At 56.3% G+C, this 20,170-nt stretch carries 8 protein-coding genes; 4 read left to right on the top strand and 4 right to left on the bottom strand.

What is annotated here, in order from left to right; translation table 11 throughout:
• Nucleotides 1–48 precede the first annotated feature (48 nt).
• The 3 genes from C3938_RS09110 to C3938_RS09100 form a co-directional block, all read right to left on the bottom strand.
• Complete coding sequence (locus C3938_RS09110; RefSeq protein WP_158681621.1) at nt 49–8,637, bottom strand: beta strand repeat-containing protein; 8,589 nt, start codon at nt 8,635–8,637, stop codon at nt 49–51.
• A 71-nt stretch (nt 8,638–8,708) separates the two neighbouring features.
• Nucleotides 8,709–10,688, bottom strand: a complete 1,980-nt coding sequence (locus C3938_RS09105) for a ShlB/FhaC/HecB family hemolysin secretion/activation protein (RefSeq protein ID WP_105102828.1) — start codon at nt 10,686–10,688, stop codon at nt 8,709–8,711.
• A gap of 96 nt (nt 10,689–10,784) precedes the next feature.
• Nucleotides 10,785–13,367, bottom strand: coding sequence for a protein kinase domain-containing protein (locus C3938_RS09100; protein WP_158681620.1), 2,583 nt, complete (start codon nt 13,365–13,367; stop codon nt 10,785–10,787).
• A 627-nt stretch (nt 13,368–13,994) separates the two neighbouring features.
• On the opposite strand from C3938_RS09100, the gene C3938_RS09095 reads away from it, so the two are divergent.
• The 4 genes from C3938_RS09095 (at nt 13,995) to C3938_RS09080 (ending at nt 17,425) form a co-directional block, all read left to right on the top strand.
• Entirely contained in the window at nt 13,995–14,483 is a 489-nt protein-coding gene (locus C3938_RS09095) for an Hcp family type VI secretion system effector (protein WP_105102826.1), read from the top strand.
• Between the two features lie 147 nt (nt 14,484–14,630).
• A complete protein-coding gene (locus C3938_RS09090) occupies nt 14,631–16,508 on the top strand; it encodes a type VI secretion system Vgr family protein (protein ID WP_105102825.1) in 1,878 nt (625 codons plus the stop codon).
• Nucleotides 16,509–16,520: 12 nt separating this feature from the next.
• Complete coding sequence (locus tag C3938_RS09085) at nt 16,521–17,129, top strand: DUF6931 family protein (RefSeq protein WP_105102824.1); 609 nt, start codon at nt 16,521–16,523, stop codon at nt 17,127–17,129.
• 2 nt (nt 17,130–17,131) lie between these two features.
• Complete coding sequence (locus tag C3938_RS09080; protein WP_105102823.1) at nt 17,132–17,425, top strand: PAAR domain-containing protein; 294 nt, start codon at nt 17,132–17,134, stop codon at nt 17,423–17,425.
• Nucleotides 17,426–17,465: 40 nt separating this feature from the next.
• Here the strand turns inward: C3938_RS09080 and tssH are convergent, their stop codons facing one another.
• On the bottom strand, nt 17,466–20,135 hold the full coding sequence (tssH, locus tag C3938_RS09075; RefSeq protein ID WP_105102822.1) for a type VI secretion system ATPase TssH: 2,670 nt from the start codon (nt 20,133–20,135) through the stop codon (nt 17,466–17,468).
• Nucleotides 20,136–20,170: the final 35 nt, after the last annotated feature.

The following is a 20,170-nucleotide window of genomic DNA, read 5'->3' as shown; positions in this document are numbered from 1 at the left end:
CCTGAAGGCGGTATGGCCACCGGGATACCACCCGATGGCCACTGTCGGTCAGTTGCCGCCCACGGCCATCGGCTGCTTGCGGCGACGCTCATCCTCGCTCTCGTCCATCGGCACCAGCTCACCACCGTGCAAGCGAACTTCCGGCAGGTTCAGAACGTCGATCCCCAGGCTGTATGGTGTCACCTCACTGAAAATGCCCGGGTCCAGCTGGGCAATATCGTCCACCGGGCTCTGGATCACGGATTTGAGCCCCTGCGAGGTCTGCGCACTGGCAATGGAAGCATTCTTGCTGCCGGACGCGATGAACTCCGGCTGCTGCCCCAGGAAAGCCGGCTCAAAGTAGCTGAGCGCCACGAGATTCACGGTACCTGTTGCATCCATCCGCAGCGGGTTGATCACCTCACCCACATTGCCCCACACCCGCGGCTCATAGCCCAGCACGATGTTGCCGGCGGTAATATGGGTATCGCGGAAATTTGCCGCCGTCAGCAGGCCAAACGATGTACTCGCAAGCGAGACATTGCCCCGCCCCACATTGATCTGGCCGATCTCAAGATCGTCTTTCTCAAGTACTGCCACATTGATATCGCCGGCACTCGAACGCAGTGACAGCGACTGGATTTCGGACTCGATATCCAGGTCACCCGCCAGAGTGAGATCCGCTCCCAGCGCCCGCAGCGAACCACCAATAGTGGCGCTGGTGCTGCTCAGCAAGACAAGGTCGCCGTCGGCATTGTACGCAAGTGCCATGCCCGCAGCGCCAAAGTCCACGCCCGCACTGTCGCCCGACGCGGTGAAGCCCAGTTGCTGATTGGCGACCAGATTCAGGCCACCGGCAGTGTCATGCAACTGTTCAAACCCGGTAAAGGCAAACTCGCCCACGGTATTCTGCGCAGCGCCGTTACCGCTGATGCGCCACTGCTGGCCGGCCAGCTGCATCATCAACTGGTCGTTGCCCGCGCCGGCGGAAAGCAGGGCTGGCTGGCTGCTGGCCAGAATCTGCACCTGGTCATCCCCATCGCCCAACAACAGCGTATCGATCAGAGTACCGCTCATGTAGACAATGTCATTGCCAGCACCGGTGTCGATCGCGGTCAGCGCACCACCATTCAGGTTGAATGTATCGGCACCGCCACCGGCAACGATCTGCTTGAACCCGCTGAACAGCAGGGAGGACTGCCCGTCGGTCAGGGTCCCGGACGTTCTGCCCAGGGTCCAGCTCAGTTCCGCATCCACACCGTGAAGAGTGTCGCCATCACTGCCGGCAACGATCGACTGAAGACCCGAGAAATTCACCCCGCCGACATTCATGCTGGTCGGTGAGGACAGGAAATAGTCACTGGCCAATACAGGCCCTGAATAGACGCCCGTGTTCCGGACCTGCTCGATGTTTTCGAACAACACCGTAACACTGTCCATCGCCGCCAGTGCAGCACCATCCACCAGTGCCTCGCCCTGGGTAACCGACGTCCATTGCTGTGCATTTCCGCTTACGGAATCCGCGCCGCCCCCAGCATTGACACTGGCGATGCCGACAAAATCGATACCGGCGGCAGCGATACTGCCAGACCCGACCAGCACAAATTCATCATCTGCCGCCGTACCCAACAGCGAGTCACTGCCGCCATTACCGCTAACATCGGCAATGCCGCTGAAGGTAACTCCGGCAACACTCAACTCACCAGGGGTACCACCGAGGACAAATTGCTCACTATCTGCAGTGCCAGCCAACTGTGCATTCTGTGCAGTCACGCGATTGATGCCACTGAAGGTCACACCGTTGGCCAGCAGTCGACCGCCGCTCGCCAGTTGCCAGCTGTCGGTAGCGCTGGCGACTTCACCACCGCCAGTGCCAGCAAAGACTTCAGCAACACTGTCAAACTGCAGTCCAAGTACGGAAATCTCCGCAGCGTCGGCCGCGAGAGCGAAACGCTCGGCAACGCCATTGGCGCTGGCATCCAGGATGGCGGACTGGGTGGAAACCTGGTCAATTCCCGCAAAGCTCACGCCACCCACGTCTGCCGAACCATCGGCACTCCCCAACACCCAGCGAGCACCCGTTGACGTCACCACGCGATCGATACCGGTACCGGCATTCACGGTATTTACCGTATCAAAATTGATGCCCCCGGCCTGCACACTGCCATCGGCCGCCAGCTCGAACTGGGTATCGACATCCGCACCCTGGAGGACGCCGCTGCCACCCAGCGCCTGCTCTACGGCGGTAAACGCAATACCCGCTTGCGCTACGCTGCCAGACACCCGCCCAAGCTGCCACTCTTCACCGGAAAGTCCCCTCACCCTGTCGGCACCGCTACCACCAGCCACAGAAGCCACATCGGTGAAGGTCATGCCGGTAACGCTCAGAGCATTCTCTCCACTGATCTCAAACTCTTCATCCGCGGCGCTGCCTGTCAGTGCACCAGTGTTGGAAACGGAACTGACCCCGCTGACCTGGATACCGCCAGTGACAATCGTCCCGCTGTCGTTCAGGGATACGCTGTTCAGGGCCTGCAAATGTGTGGCTGCGCCCTGTAGTGCGAGGAAGCTGATACCACTGAAATCAGCGCCGCCAGTTGCGACGCTGCCGCTCCCCGTTATCGTCGCGAGCGACTGACCATTGGCCACAAGACTGGCGCCCTGCCCGACAAAATTCTCTACCTCGCTGAACTGGATACCTTCATGCTCGACGCGATTGTCTGCGGCGAGCACATAGCCCCGACCCTCACGGGAGATCACCGTATCCTCGGAGCCCGCGCCAGCAGATACCGAGCTGAGGCCACTGAACGCAACGCCGTAGACGGACAGCGCACCGTCTCCGGTAATCACATACTGCTCGGAAGCACTGGTGCCGATAAGGCTCGAGGCGAAAGCACTATCCACTCCCGTAAACCGGATATTTCCGCCAGTAAAGGCGCCATCGACGCCGGCGAGCGTCACCGGGCCGGCGAGCGTAACGCCATCCAGCCCGGCACCACCGGCCACAGCGGTGATTCCGTCAAATTCGAACCCGCCCACACCGATGCTGTTTGTCCCGGTGACCGTGAACTGGTGTCCGCCATCGTGGCCTCTGAGCTCGCCATTTCCTCCGGACAGATTCGCGATACCGGAAATGTTCACTCCGCTGTGAACGACACCGCTCGCACCGGCGACGAGTGCCCAATTACCCGCGAAAAGACTCGCGAGGCTGTCGACACCGCCACCGCCATTGAGCGTCGTAACTCCGCTAATCCTGACCTTGTTGGACAGTTCGGTGATCACTCCATCGCCACTCATTTCAAACTGATCGGCATTCCCTGTCCCGGTCAGCACTCGCGCGCTGGCCGATGCGAAATCGGAGAAAATGAGGCCATCCGCATAAAGCGCTTCTTCACTATCCGCGAGCATCAGACCATTTGCATAGGCGAGGGCGTCGAGAGAATCATCGCCCAATCCGCCAATGACCTGTGACATGCCGTAAGCAGTAAAGGCTCCAATTCCGACACCTCCATCTCCATAGAGCACGAAGCTGTCCGCAATATCCGTGCCGTGAAGTGCGCCACCAGCTGTGAACAATGTGGCATCACCCCAGAAAATGACGCCATTGTTGACGGCACTGCCATCACTACCAATAAACCAGTCCAGATTGCCAAAACCGGTAATCGTATTGGAGCCAGCTTGGGTATCGACAGCGACGAACTTACCCACGGTGTTACCGTTTACGACGATATTGCCCTCAGCATCGAATTCGACATCATCGTCCCCATTGCCCGTAAACAGCGTGTCCCCGGATGCATCAGCAAAACCGCTGAAAAGAATTTGACCTCCATTGAAGGAAAAATGCCCTGGCTCTAATAAGGAGACAGCGCTTTCTGCATCCAGAGTATCGGTACCGCCACCGCCGGCCACATTTACCAGCCCGGACATCGTGATATTGGCGATATCGACATTACCTGCGGCATCCAATAAAAATACTTCGTTATTTACCGAACCAACGAGATTCGCAAAGCTGGCCGTGCGAATACCGGAGAATACAACGGTGTCCGCGATCGAAAGTTGATTATCGATTCCTGTCAGTTTCAGCGAGCCGCTGTAGGCGGTCGCATCCAGGTCATCACTTTCAGTGCCGATGAGATTGCCACCTTCAACGCCCGTCAGACCCTCAAAAATGATATCTCCATAGCGAACAACGGCGCCGCTGCCGTCAACATCGAGCAATTCAAATTCATCTTTGCCGGCGGTGCCGACGAGACCGGCAGATGTCGCCGTCAGATCGCCAAACTGATGGAATTTGATATCGTTATTTGTCGCGGTATCAACGTCTACGAGTATCCAGTTTGCACCATCTGCACCAACCACCCTGCTGTCGCTGCCTTCAATGGCGAACACCTCGGACACTTCGTGCAATATCATCGACAGGGTGCTGATCGTCCTGTCGGCAAACACGGTGAACTCTTCGCCGAGGGAACTTCCGCGGATCCGGGAGGCCGTTATCTCGGAAAGCCCGCTGAAATCCAGGCTGTCGGCACTGGCCTCTCCCGCGCTGCCATTCAGGCTGATGGCCTTGGCGTAACTGCTCGCGTCGAGCTTCCCGCCAGCACCCGCGGCCACGGATTCCAGATTGTTGAAGGTCATACCGTATATCGACACGGCTTCATCGCCGGCAACGGCGCCACCGTTAAGGGTGAACTCACTGTTGCCGATACCACCGGTCAGCACACCGCTGGTGGTGTTGAACTGGTCGATGGTAAAGAAGCGGATACCATCATCGAGCTGGGCGTAGGCCTTGGCCTCTCCGGCATCCCATCCCAGCGCCCAGGCACTGCCTCCGGACACGGTGTCCGTGCCCGCGCCACCAATGACGGTGGACAGCCCGCTAAAACTGATCAGGTCGCTGCTGATACCGGCACCACTGACCGCGAAGCTGCTGCCTGCCGCTGCGGCATTCAGGGTATGTGCGGTGACGTTCCCGAGGCCGGTGTAGACAACGCTGTTGACCGAGACACTGTTGTTCGCGCCCAACAGCGATACCGGACCGGCAAACGCGGAGGCCAGCAGGGTGTCACCACCACCGGCGGCGACGCTGCTGAAATTCTCGAAGGTGAGACTGTTGACGGCCAGTGAGCCATCGCTCTGCAGGGTATAGGTTTCCACCGCCGCAGATCCGGTAAGCGCACTGTTCAGGGCATCGACATGCCAGTCGCCTTCAAACAACACGCCCCGATTGCTGACCCCATCATTTTCCAGCCGCCAGCCACCACTGCCGCTGATCCGGTTGCCCAGGTCCCCGCGCACCCGGCTCACGCCGCTCAGGACAAAGGCACCGTCAGCCAGCGACAGGGTATTGGCGGCACTGATATCCAGGTTCGCCTGCGCGATGTCTTTCAGTGCGGTTGCGTCGATCTGGCTCGCCGCAATGCTGGAGAAGCCGTTAAGCAGCATGCCCGTATCGCCGATCTGGCTATTGCCGGCCGCGTCTTTCAGGAATACATAGGTATCCACCAGTGCGCTGGCATCCAGGCTGTCTGTGCCACCACCGCCGGTGATGTGACTCAGGTTGGCATACTGATAGGTCGAGGTGCTGACCCTCACGCTTCCAACCGCCATCAGGGTGTACGCTTCTCCGGCGGAGGTTCCCTGCAGACCGGCATTGTTGGCCTCAAGGATCTCTACCTCAGTGAAGTTGATACCGCTCAGATTGGCGGTCGCAGTTGTCTGCACCGAAAGGTCTTCACCCTCTCGCTCACGCACGATGTCCAGAATGCTCGTGTCGGTAGAGTTGCCGGCGGCAATACTGCTCACGCCTTTGAGCCGCAGGCCGGATGTTTCTTCCAGTACGCCATCCGCCTGGATAGCAAACACCTCGGCGACGTCATCGGCACCGTTGATCGTCGATGCGGTGATTTCCGCGAGCCCGCTGAAATCCAGGCTGTCGGCACTGGCCTCCCCCGCGCTGCCATTCAGGCTGATGGCCTTGGCGTAACTGCTCGCGTCGAGCTTCCCGCCAGCACCCGCGGCCACGGATTCCAGATTGTTGAAGGTCATACCGTATATCGACACGGCTTCATCGCCGGCAACGGCGCCACCGTTAAGGGTGAACTCACTGTTGCCGATACCACCGGTCAGCACACCGCTGGTGGTGTTGAACTGGTCGATGGTAAAGAAGCGGATACCATCATCGAGCTGGGCGTAGGCCTTGGCCTCTCCGGCATCCCATCCCAGCGCCCAGGCACTGCCTCCGGACACGGTGTCCGTGCCCGCGCCACCAAAGACGGTGGACAGCCCGCTAAAACTGATCAGATCGCTGCTGATGCCGGCACCACTGACCGCGAAGCTGCTGCCTGCCGCTGCGGCATTCAGGGTATGTGCGGTAATGTTCCCGAGGCCGGTGTAGACAACGCTGTTGACCGAGACACTGTTGTCCACGCCCCGTAGGGTTACCGGACCGGCAAACGCGGAGGCCAGCAGGGTGTCACCACCACCGGCGGCGACGCTGCTGAAATTCTCGAAGGTGAGACTGTTGACGGCCAGTGAGCCATCGCTCTGCAGGGTATAGGTTTCCACCGCCGCAGATCCGGTAAGCGCACTGTTCAGGGCATCGACATGCCACTCGCCTTCAAACATCACGCCCCGATTGCTGACCCCATCATTTTCCAGCCGCCAGCCACCGCTGCCGCTGATCCGGTTGCCCACGTCCCCTCGCACCCGGTTCACGCCACTCAGGACAAAGGCACCGTCGGCCAGCGACAGGGTATTGGCGGCACTGATGTCCAGGTCCGCCTGCGCGATGTCTTTCAGCGCGGTTGCGTCAATCTCGCTCGCCGCAATGCTGGAAAAGCCGTTGAGCAACATGCCCGTATCGCCGATCTGGCTATTGCCGGCCGCGTCTTTCAGGAATACATAGGTATCCACCAGTGCGCTGGCATCCAGGCTGTCTGTGCCGCCGCCTCCGGTGACATGAGTCAGCCCCGAGAATCTGTAATTCCACCCGTCCACGGTCACCGTATTTTCATCGATCAGCACGATGTTTTCATTTGCCGACAATGCAACAACACCGGCGTTATTGGCCTCAAGCACTTCAAGGGACGCCAGTGCTATACCGTCAAACTCGTCTGAACTCAGCTTGCCCGCCGCCTTATTTCGACTCAGCTCCCAATTGGCCTGAGCCCTGCCAACCAGAGTATCCTCACCATTGAGTCCATCAATCCGGCCCACACCCACAATTTCTGTCGCCAGGTAACTGACACCATCCGTCGTCAGGGTGAAGCGATCTTCGCCATCCGTACCTTCCAGAACACTATCGTCGCCAAGCTCAAGCCTGCTCACATTCTGGAAACTTGCCAAAGGATCCGCATCTTCATCCGCGCCCCTGGCATAGACCACGATTTCATCGTCGATACGGGTAGCGGTGCTGCGTGACGTCTGCGCACTGGCGTCGACGACGGCGATACCACCATTGTTGGTGACCTCCATCGTATCGGTCGAGGTGATATCACCGAGTACACTGCTCGAGTCGGTGTCTGTTACAGAACTGCCAACCGCCAGACTGAAACTTCCAGCCTGCACATCCCCGGTATTCAAAAATCCCTTGGCCGCAGAAACACTGACTGCACCACCAGAAATGCTATCCGCCCGATCGGCACTGATTGATCCCGCGTTTATCACATCATCCGCGGCAGACAGGGTAACAGTGCCGGCTCCGCCACTTGTATCGGGCGCTACTTCAGCAATGAGGCTACTGCCCGCCCCAAGATTTATCGCTGCAACGGATTCGCCATTATAGGAAGAAGCAGAAAGACGGATTGTTCCACCGTCAGTACTGATACCTTTTGCAGTAACCGTACCGGTATTATTGATCGCCGCCTGTGCAAAGCCATCGGCAACCCTGGCCTCCATCACCACATTGGCAGCGACGATTGTTCCTGCATTCTCGATGGCGTGAGATGCATAATCGCTATTGAACTCTTCAATGAAATCATTCTGGTCAATCTGCACACCGATAAGACCATTCGCATCCAATGACAACACGGCCTTGTCGGCAGAGTAAAAATTTACATTTCCAACCACCAGACTGCTATCAATACCACTATTGATACTGGCGTGATTCTTAACGCTCTTGCCAATAAAGGTTACGCCTCGCGGCGCATTAATCTCGCCGACAGCATCAATTACACCAATATCGCCAGCGGCCCCATCCAGCACTGAAAATTCAAACCCTTCGCCGACACCGGTTATACCTCCATCGAGCGCGGAAAGGGTCAGCGCTTCGACATTTATCGAAGCATTTTCACCGAACAGAATTCCATTGGGATTTATCAGAACGACGTGGCCGTTAGAATTAATATCCCCCAGTATCCTGGATACCCCACCAGACTGAACGACCCGGTTGACGATCACCGAGGAGGCCTGCGACACGCTGTAGTCGCTCCCGAACTGAAACGTCACATACTCATCTTGCCCGATATTGAATGTATCCCAATCAATCTTTGCAAAACCAACACCTATTTCAAAGGTCGAATCGCCATCAAAAGCGACTTCGCCGATCACCGTTTCTGGATCATACGTTCCCGGGCTTGCCACGGCAGAGTGGACGGTAAAAAGACCTGCAAATGCCAACTGGGCTGCCTTGACCGCAACGGACAGAGTACTTTTTTTCATGTTCATATTCATTGCCGATTTCTGCGAAACGGCACCCTGGGCACCGCCATATTCGTTTGCGAAAAAAGTGTTTACTGCAAGAAATAGGAAAAATCCGCATACACCGTAGGATCATCCGCATCATCCCCGGCGCCATCAATGGAAGACCGGGACATGGTCGGCCAGGCTACAGAAAGCTGGCTGGCCCAGTTTTCGCTCCAACTGAACTTGAACAGGAACCCCGCTCCGGAAAATGCCGCCCAGTCGTTGGCAAGATCGGCCTCAAAGTTATTGACTACGCCGTAACCAAGGTCCGCAATCAGCGCCACCTGCAACATATCATTCAGGCGATTCCCAAAAACTCTCGGATTAATGGCGTCGGGGAAGGATGGGTACCATTCCGCAGAGAGCAAACCAGCCTGGTCAGCGGAAAAATCACGGACGTCAAATGCGCGCACACCATTCGCACCGCCGAGGGAGAACTGTTCAAACGCCGGCAAACCATCCTCACTGTACTGCCAGCGACTTTTGACGATAAGCCTGGATTTTGATTCCACAAATGGCATTGGCAAGAACAACAGCGAACTCGTTTCCGCCGCAAATTTTTCAAACTCGGACGTTGTATCTAACTCCGTTTGCCCGGAGTAGCTTTCGAGTTCGCCATATTGCACCTTGGCATTGACCACATTCAGCATGGGAACGACACCACCAGAAAGATGATCAAGGTACACGCCAAACTCGCCACCCAATGCATGATTGGATTGATCGAGGATGGGAGTAATTGAAGTGAGTTCCGATTTTTTATCGGTAAGACTGAATGAACCGGAAATATTGAAATCACGGGAGCGCTTGAATTTGTGGTCAACGCTCAAGGCATAGCTTTCATTTTGGCCTTCCAGATCCAGAAGGTTGATGAAATTTTTTTTATCTTCAACATCCTGGATTTTGAACCGATTGTAATCCGCCGAGACCTGGATTCTTGTCCGAGGGCTAAATACCGGCAAACTGTACTTGAACTGACCGAGATTGGAACCAAACCCGGAATCAAAACTGTCAATACCCGCCGATTTCAAATAGCCGACGGTCAACTCATCGCCGATACCCAGTGGGTTAAACCAGTCCACGGACGTGAATATCCGATTGTCGCCGGTAAAGGTAGACCCGTGATTATCCATGCGCGTGACCAGTCGCCAGGAGTTCTCATCCCGTACCTTCAGGTTGAGACGGGTCTCCCCGGGATTGTCACCCGGGCTGAAATAACCGGTCACATTCAGCGCGGGAAGATCATTCAGAAGGTAGAGGGACTCCTCGATATTCTTGTGATTAACCAGCTTTCCCTGTTGGCTGGAGAAGGCGCTGGCCAGCTGCTTTTCTTTATATTCTTTGTTGTCGTGAACGGATATCTGGCCGAGGATCCCCTCCTGGACTGAAAAGGTAACGATACCGTCTTTCACCTCCTGGGCAGGAATCTGCACCTGGGCGAGAAACAGCCCCTGCTGGCGGTAAAATCGGGTAAGTTCCGCCGCAATATCTTCAAGGTCTACATAACTCAAGCCGCGCTGCGCGTTCTGACGCTCGAGCACATTGACCAGCTTGCGCAGTTCTCTGGGACCAAGGCTTTCCGGTGAATAGCGGGCACCCATACCATCCAGCAACAGCGCGATTTCCTTAAGGTTATCAACGGTGTAGCCCGCGGCGACAACCTTGTCTTCCTGCATGTATTTAACACGCAATTCCTCGGCCTTTTTTTCGATGACCTCCCGCTCGATACCAAATTCCGGATACTCCACCAACCGATGGAAGCGGAATCCCCGCACGGAGATTCGCGGACCGATTTCGCGCCCCGACACTTCCGGGATATCGGTATCCAGATTGGGGTCCCGAGCCTCTTTTGCGCGCCGCTCGAACTCCTCGGCCACATCGGCATCGTCTACATGGGGTACATCCTGTTCAAACGCCTGCTTTACACGACTTCTGAAGCCGCCATCACCGTCATCCGCATTCGCCAGCGCCGGCGCAAGCAAAACGCTGCATGCCGAGATCCATAACAATCCCTTGTTCTTGAAAACCACATTCCCCCCTTGGAATATTCCATGCTCGATCGCGAGCGCCGACACAAAGTCAAAATCGCTTGCGTATCAGAAACTGATTAAGAGTTTCGCCGACGGTCAGCGCATCAGGTCTCTCACGACCCGGAATCCGGTAACCTCGTCCGGATCACCGCTGTGCAGTGTTTTTGAGGTGGCGAGACAGCGGCTCATCGCATCCTGTCGGCTTCCGCCCGCGGCAATCAGTTGTTGATCTATCCCCACAACCCATTCCTGTACATTGCCAACGGCATTGACGATTCCGAATGGATTGGCTGTTCCTGAGTTTACCGGCACCAATTCCAGACCTTTTTCGATACCGCCGTAGCGCAGGTAGCAGTTTCGATCGGAAACTTCCTCCTGGCCGTTGGCACTCGCGGCCGCGAACCATTCGGTTTCCGATGGCAGGCGATAGTGGCGTCCAGTCTCGGTACTCAGCCACTGAATATACTGTTCCGCCTGGGTACGACTGATGCTGTGTACCGGCAGAGTGCCGATTTCAAGATCACCATTCCCACACGAGCCTTTTGCCTGGCAGAAACGTGTGAATTCAGCATTGGAAATTTCGTATTTCCCCACCGCCAGTGGACGCCCGGCGGCACCGTTGACGACAACCATCTCCGGCCCATTGCCACCGGACGCCATCGGATCGGCACAGGTATAGCGATCCCCGCGCGCACCGCTACCCGGGCGCAAGTGGGCACAGTAATCAATATCAAATTGGGCAAGCTGTGATTGTGACGGCAGCAGAGTTCGCGCTTCCTTCACCAACACTTCCGTACGCTCGGGATTTTTCTGTGCCAGCCCCGCAAAACAGGATGTCAGCTCCTCCGCAATCACCGGTCGCAAAACCTGTGCTTTCGCGCCGTCGACGCTGGCGAGGCGACGGAGAGCACCGCCAATGGCGGATATCTGCATACCAAAGTCACACCGCAGTGCTCCTTCCATATCATCCAGTACCAGATTGATCTGCCGTTGCTTTTCCTGTGCCGCCAGGCGCTGCTGGGCCCGGATCTCTTCCTGGCGTTGACGCTCGGCTTCGCGCTCCGCGGCGATACGCTCATCTTCCAGGCGCTGCCGCAGCTCCTCCCGCTCCTGTGCCAGTTGCGCTCGAATTGTGTCCGCGCCATCCACGTTTTCGTTCCAACTGGCCGCGCGACCGAGCATTTCCTCCGCCGGTTCAAGATTTCCCAGCGTCAACTGGCCCGTAGACGCAGCAATAAACAGCTCCGATACCTGGCGATGTACGGAAGCGGGAAACCGGGTGTCCTGCGGGTTCAGTGCGGTGTACTCTTTCAGTTCGACACGCAGGTCACGCTCCCACGAGGGTGTCAGTACACTCAAGCCCAACAGGCGATTGATCGCTTCCCGCTTGTCCGCTATACGGCGCTCGAGAAGCTCACGCTGCAGTTTTTTCTCCAACTCCACTTTGACGCGCTGCTGTTCCGCGGCATTTTCCTGCTCGAGATGGGTGTAACCGACACCACCGGCCACCAGCATCGCCACAATCAGACCGCCAAATGCCCACTTCCAGCCGGTCTTCCCGAAAAATTGTTGTACAAAGCGTTCTACGGTTGCCGTTCTCTGTGACCGTTGAAATGCGAGCGCCGCTTCCAGTGCCCGCCATTGCCGCCGGCTTAGAGCGCGAATGCGCTTGGGTTTGAGCTTCTGCTCAAACGCCTTATCTGCGGGAACCTTGCCAAATGGATGACGCCCGCTGAACAGTTCATACGCAACGCAACCCAGCGCATAGACATCATCGCAGGGTTGGGGCTCACTACCCTTCAGCATTTCGAAGCTGGCGTAGGCGGGCGTCAGGGCTCCCAGGGTGCCGGCATCGAAAATGGTTTTTTCCCCCGCCTTGCTGGCAACACCGCCCTCGGAAACTGCGCGCGCAATACCGAAATCAATGACCTTCGCACCTTTTTTTCCGGTGACGAATATATTTCCCGGTTTGAAATCGGAGTGAACGATCTTATGGGAATGTGCGTAGATAAGAGCCTGGGATACATCCCGTAATACGGACGCTGCGCGCTCCTTCTCCAGACCCACGTCCGCATGCTCTCGCAACAGCTTGTCGAGTGGTGCGCCCTCAAGGAACTCCATGGTCATGAACACGCGATCGCCTTCACGGTCGAAGTCGAATACGGTCACGATATTGGGGTGGGCGAGAGTCTGAGACTTGCGCGCTTCGCGCTGCAGGGAAATAAACGCGTCGGGATGCTTCTGAAAATCTTCGTTCAGAAGCTTGATGGCAACATACGGATCACTGTCACTGGCTTCGAGCTTGCGGCGATCCAGTGCTTTGTACACGGCACCCATGCCGCCAACACCGAGGAGTTTATCAAGCTCAAAGCGCCCCTTGATGATCGTTTTGGTTACGGCACCTTCGCGAGACGTGGAGGGTTCAAAATGGACGGCCTCGCGGGGCCGGGGCATCTGCCCCGAAGGGCTGACGGAATCGACAATTACGGTGGCATCAGGGCCGGCGGATACATCAGCCTCAAGGCCGGGTACACGGGGAATCAGCCCCGGGTTCGCACCTACCGGCGGATGATCATTGGCGCCCGTGCGATCGTGTCCGACAAAAACCGTTACATCGGAGTCGTCACATGCCGACAGAGCCTCGCCGGCCTTCTTGACTATAAGGGTTTTGTCATTCACAACCATCTCCCTGGTGTAAATACGCAGCGCTTCCGGTCGCCGCCAAGATTAGGGCATCGTTAAGACACCACAGCTAGCATTTCAAACCACACGTCCACATCCGCAGATGTGTAATCGGATGTGCATCCATCATCATCGGCAATGCCATCGCCAGAGTCTGGAGGCGGCGAATTATAACCAACGCACATTGGCTCAACAATTAAAGTGCACACTGAAAAGTATCAAAATCCATTACACACTCTTACACTCGATAAAACCTGCACACAGCAAAAGTACACGCGTACCATTTAGAAAATTATTTCACGGCAACCTGAAACAAAAGTACCAATTTGCCGTTAAAAATTAGTGTCAGAGTCGAATTTCCATGGCTATTAGCAGCAGAAAAAAATTTCCGTTAATTGGTGTCGGAGTGAGCAAGCGGAAACACAGAAAATGCAACTGTGAACATCCCCTCTACCGTTTAAATGGTGCCAGAGTCGATTAAATAATTAAATTAGCCGGTTTTTTTTTCAATCTTCGTCTGCTTAAATTCGATTCGCTTGCCAGAACGGCATCACCTGAACTACTGCGATTGCGGCGGTAAGGGATTAACCACCATCAAGTCCACACCATATTGAGGGATTAAACATGGCTATTTACATGAACTTCAACAACAAGGCCCCCGCAGGAAACGTCACCGCGAAAGGCTACGAAGACTGGATCGAAGTTGACAGCTTTAACTTCGGTGTAGGCCGCGGCGTTTCCATGGAAGCCGGCGCTGTTGCCAACCGTGAAGCCACCCGCCCGAGCATCAGCGAAGTGACCGTAACCAAGCGTATCGATGCCGCTTCCGGCGGCCTTTTCAAGGCTTCCGTTACCGGTGACGAAGGCGTGAAAGTTGAAATCCATGTAGTTCAGACCGGCGCCAAATCCGTTGAAAAATATGCGGTCTACAAACTGGAGGACGTTCTGGTTTCCTCCTACAGCATGACCGCTTCCGCCGGTGGCGCCCCTTCCGAGTCGCTGTCCCTGAGCTTTGCGAAAATCGAAGCCGAGCTGAACCACGCCGACAAAACCAACAAGAATCCGAAAAACATGCGTGTTGGGTACGATCTCACCACGGCTACTCCGCTCTAACAGCCGTATTGCCGTATCGGGCCGGGCGCGCAGTCTTGCACTGCGCCTCCGGCCTTTGGCGTTAAACCAACGTTGAAAATGCAGTCGGGAGTACACTACCGGTGCGTACTTTCAGGAAGCCGGCACCTATAGGGAAATGGGTCTGATATGTCTTCTATCAATCAAGAAAAGCGCTTGATCCGGGTGAAATGTCCGCTGGGCAGCGACGCCTTCATAGCTACCGCGTTAACCGGCGAAGAACATATATCCAAACCGTATCGGTATCAGATCACTCTGCTTTCAGACAATCACGATATCGCTCAGTCCGATATTGTCGGCAAGCCATTCAATGTAAGCATCCACTATGCGGAATCGGAGCGCTACATCGACGGGTTTGTAACACACTTCTCCATGCACGATATCAACCCGGAAGGCATGCGGCGGTATATCGCCGTCATCCAGCCTGGATTGTGGTTCACAAATCTTTCCGGCGAAAACCGCATTTTTGAAAAGAAGTCCGCCAAGGACATCATCACGGCTGTGTTCGCAAAATACAGCAAGGAAATCCAGTTCAGCCAGAAACTGACGGCCGAATATATTAGCCGTGAATACTGCGTGCAGTTTAACGAATCCGACTTCCAGTTTGTTACCCGTCTGATGGCTCAGGAAGGCATTTCCTATTACTTCAAGCACTCCGACAACGGCCACGAATTGGTCCTGTGTGATGAGCACAAGGATTTTTATGACTGCGCTTCAGAAAAAATCGAGTACGACGGAGGTGGCAGCAACCCAAGGAAAAATTCCGTGTCCAGCTGGCATCGGGACTTTCACTATCACGGCGGCGGCTTCGAGTTTCGCGACTACAACGAATATACCGTTGGCAAAGACAACCTCAAGAGTGTAAAAACCGCCAGCAAGCTCAACGGTGTAGACGGCTATATACAGGGCCTGTATGGGTTGAACCACTTCGAAGCAGACGGGGAGCACCAGCACAAATTCAGTGATAGTTACCACGGCGCTCTCGCCAAACGCGCCACCGAGGCGCAGGAAAGCCGCTTTGATGTTGGTCACGGCAGCAGTGACTGTCCACAACTGGCTGCAGGCGGTTGCTTTCAGCTGGAGCACACGATCAAGTCTGAGAAAGGCAAATACCTGCTGACTTCCGTACGCATCACCGCCACAGACAGCAACAGCGACGACTCAGAGTTCCGCAACACATTTAGCTGCATTCCCGAAAAAATCACACCGCGACCAGATCCTTTTGTAGGCAGCATTAAAATACTGTACCCCCAGGTTGCGGAAGTCGTCAGTGTCAAAGCCACCGAATCTTCGGGATCGAACGATCCTTTCACCCAGGTCAAAGTCAAGTTCCCCTGGAACTCATCACAGAACAGCTGCTGGGTACGGGTGATGCAATCTTTCTCGGGAAAAAATTGGGGCGCAAACTTTGTTCCTCGGGTTGGCCAGGAAGTCATCATCAGCTATATCAATGGTGACCCGGAAAGACCGGTGGTAACCGGTGCGGTGTACAACGGCGATAATAACGGCCCTAATTACACCGCCACCCAGAGCGGCTGGAAGACCCAGTTCGGAAAAAGCAAAATCAATGAGTTCCGGTTTGACGACAAGGCGGGAGAAGAAGAAGTCTATATGGAAGCAGGGAAAGACCACAATTTCCTGATCCACAACGATCAGTCCGGAAAAATTGACAACAACCAGACGCTGGAAATCAAGAAAAATCGCATACTTACCATCGCGGAAGGCGATGAATCCGTTACGCTGAACAAAGGTAATCAGACAATAAAACTCGGCAGCGGCAATCAAAAAGTGGATATTGGCGGCAGCCAGACCATCAGTGTGACCAATGCCATCAAGATCAGCTCCAATGCTTCCATTGAACTCAAGGTCGCAGGCAACAGTATTAAATTGTCGCCGTCGGGTATTACCATCAAGGGCACCACACTCTCCTGCAAGGGAGACGCTACGGCGGAGGTCGCTGCCAGCGGCATACTGACGCTGAAAGGCGGACTGACCAAAATCAATTGATGAGAGTACGCAATGACGGATCTGGTAAAAGTTCAGGCGGCAACGGCGGCGGAGTTGCTGCAGTATATAGACATCAGTGAAGAAGCCAGCAGCTTTGTGGTCCCGGAGACGGCGCCGGAAATCAGCATAAACCGGCTGATGGAAGCGGGTTTCTTCGCCGACGCTATCAAATTGCTGGCTCTTGGCCTGCCGAAAAGGGAATCGGTGTGGTGGGCCTGCCTTTGCGCCAGAGATATTCACGGGCCGCAGGCAGACGATGATAATACCGGCGCACTGTTAGCGGCGGAAAGCTGGGTGAAAAGTCCCAATGAGGAACGCCGTCTGAACTGCAAAATGTACGGTGAAAAAACCCGCTACAAAACACCCGCCAGCTGGGCCGCTACGGCCGCAGCCTGGAGTCACGGAAGCCTGGCGGCACCCGGCGAACCCAATATCGAGCCGCCCGCCCACCTCTATGCGCACGCCGTGGCCGGCAGTGTCACCCTGGCGGCGGTACTGGCCAATCCCGTTAATGCGGAAAAACCCTTTCTGCGCTTTCTGCAACAGGGTCTGGACCTGGCCCGTGGTGGCAATGGCAAATTGACGCCGCGTGCCGCGGACAGTCAATTGGTAGGGAGTTGAGCATGGGAAAACCTGCATCCCGTATTACCGACCTGCATGTGTGCCCAATGGTGACCGGTACCGTACCCCATGTCGGGGGGCCTATTGTAAGCCCCGGTGGACCCACCGTTCTGATTGGCAATTTACCCGCGGCCACCGTTGGCAGCACCTGTACCTGCGTCGGGCCGCCGGATTCCATCGCAATGGGTAGTACAACCGTTCTCATCAGCAATAAACCGGCCGCGCGCATGGGAGATACCACCGCACACGGTGGCAAGATCGTTGTGGGGTGCCCCACTGTTTTGATCGGTGGATAAAAAGCCCCGCAATGCAGGGCTATTTATTCGTACCTAGTGATCATCCATTCAGCCGATAGCTGAAATCCCCCTCGTCCGACGCGCCAATATGCACACTGACAATTTCCTCTCCCCTGGCCATTCGATCCAGGCATTCACTGGCCAGTGATGGCAGCAGGGTACGGTTCAGAATAACTTCGATATTGCGCGCACCGGTGTCGGCCTCCTGGCAGCGGGCGACAATGTTGATCAGCACGTCTTCATCGTAGCTGAACGCTGCCCCGTAGTGCTCTTTGACCCGCTTTTCAATTCTGCACATATTGATCCGGCAGATTTCCACCAGATTTTCATCGTCCAGCGGGTAGTAGGCAATCACATTGGCGCGCCCGAGGAATGCCGGTTTGAATTTCTGTAGCAGGTGTGGGCGGATGTTGTCGAGCAGGACTTCCGGCTCCGGCTTTTCTTCCACCTGATTGAAGATCGCGCGGATCGCCTCTTCGCCCGCATTGGACGTCATGATGATTACGGTATTCTTGAAGTCGATATCCCGACCTTCGCCGTCCTTGATGGTGCCCTTGTCAAACAGGTTGTAGAAAATATCCTGTACGCCCGGATGCGCCTTTTCCATCTCGTCCAGCAGGATGACCGAATAGGGTTTCCTGCGTGCCGCCTCGGTCAGTACACCGCCCTCACCGTATCCTAAATAGCCGGGAGGGGAGCCGAGCAGCATGGAGACCTTGTGCTCCTCTTTGAACTCCGACATGTTGATGGTCGTGATGCTCTGCTCACCACCAAACAGTGCATCAGCCAGCGCCAGTGCGGTTTCGGTCTTGCCCACACCGCTGGTGCCGCAGAACAGGAAGACCCCCACGGGTTTGCGCGGATCCGTCAGTCCCGCGCGCGACGTGCGGATGGCCTGAGCCACGGCTTCCAGTGCATGGGGCTGTCCGATCACCCGTTTGTTCAGGCGTTCGGCCAGACTCTGCACCGCGACGATTTCGTCACTGACCATTTTGCCGACAGGAATACCTGTCCAGTTGGCAATCACAGCGGCGATGGACTGCTCGTCCACCGCGGGCTGCATCAGCGGTGTGTCGCCTTGAATTTCACGCAGCTCGCTCCCCAGACGCTGCAACTGCTGTTTCAGATCGCCCAGCTCGGAGGAATCCGCGGCATTATCGCCCTGCTGGCGAGTGAAGACCTCGTCGATCTGCTCGCGCAGTACCTGGATCTGGGTAATCAGTTCCAGTTCCTGCCGCTGCTGCTCCTGTAGCTGTTCCAGGCGCTGCTGTGCTTCCAGTCTCTGCGCCTGCAGTTCCTGCAGATACTCCTCATGAACACCACTGGCCGCATTTTCCCGCTGCAGTTTTTCCACGGTTCTGGTGGCGCTGTCGATGATTCGCTGGGCGTCCTCGATGGCCCCCGGGGTGGCAGACTGGCTCAGCGCCACGCGTGCGCACGCGGTATCCAACAGGCTTACGGATTTGTCCGGCAGCTGACGACCGGGAATATAACGATGGGACAGCTTCACCGATGCCACCACCGCTTCATCGAGAATTCGGACACGGTGGTGGGATTCAAGATTGCCCGCAATACCGCGCATCATGTCGATGGCTTTCTGTTCATCCGGCTCTTCCACTTTCACTACCTGGAAGCGACGGGTCAGTGCCGGGTCGCGCTCGAAGTATTTTTTGTACTCGGCCCAGGTAGTAGCCGCGATGGTGCGGAGTTCTCCCCGCGCCAGCGCGGGCTTGAGCAGGTTGGCGGCATCTCCCTGCCCCTCTTTACCGCCGGCACCGATCATGGTGTGCGCTTCGTCGATAAACAGGATGATCGGCTTCGCGGATGCGCGCACTTCTTCAATCACGGATTTGAGACGATTTTCAAACTCGCCTTTGACGCTGGCGCCCGCCTGCAACAGCCCGAGGTCCAGAGTTCTGACACTGACATCCCGCAACGGTGCCGGCACATCGCCGCTGACGATACGCAGGGCAAAACCTTCCACCACCGCGGTTTTGCCGACGCCGGCCTCGCCGGTGAGGATCGGATTGTTCTGGCGGCGACGGGTGAGGATATCAATGCATTGGCGAATTTCTTCATCGCGCCCGAGTACCGGATCAATCTCGCCTCTGGCCGCCCTTTCCGTGAGGTTGACGGTGTATTTGTCCAGCGCTGGCGCCTTGCTTGCGACCGCCGCTACCGCGCCACTTTCGCTTCCTGAACCGCTCGCCGCCGCACCGCTCAATGCGGAAGACTCGCCACTGTGACCGAACATCGCGCGGGCGGTTTCGCGAATGGATTCCGGTGCGATGCCCTTGAGCTCCGGGCAGGATTCCAGCAGCTGGCGACGCGATGATTCATCCAGCAGCAGCGCAGCGAGCAGATGTCCGGAACTGACAGCGCGATGGCCATAGTCGATGGAGGCGAGCATCCAGCCGTTCTTGGCGGCGTCCACAATCGTGGGCGACAGGGCAGCGGGACGGCTGCTGCCGGATTTGAAGCGTGCGATCGCGGTTGCCAGTTGTCTGGCGACATTGGACGGATTCACATCGTGCTTTTCCAGCAGATGGTAAAAATCGGTATCCGACTGATCGAGCAGTTTAAGCAGCCAGTGCTCCAGCTCAACGTTGTACTGACTCTGGGCCAGGCACAAACCCGCCGCGCCTTCCAGCGCGTCGCGCATGTATGGCGTCATGGTATCTACGAGTCGTTTGAGATCGATATTGATCATGGCATTCGTTCCCTTATTGAATTCCCTGTCGTTAG

The organism is Microbulbifer pacificus, assembly GCF_002959965.1.
In the GTDB taxonomy this organism is placed as follows: Bacteria; Pseudomonadota; Gammaproteobacteria; order Pseudomonadales; family Cellvibrionaceae; genus Microbulbifer; species Microbulbifer pacificus_A.
The sequence above is the reverse complement of the archived record's forward strand: the minus strand, read 5'-3'. Positions and strand labels throughout refer to the sequence as shown.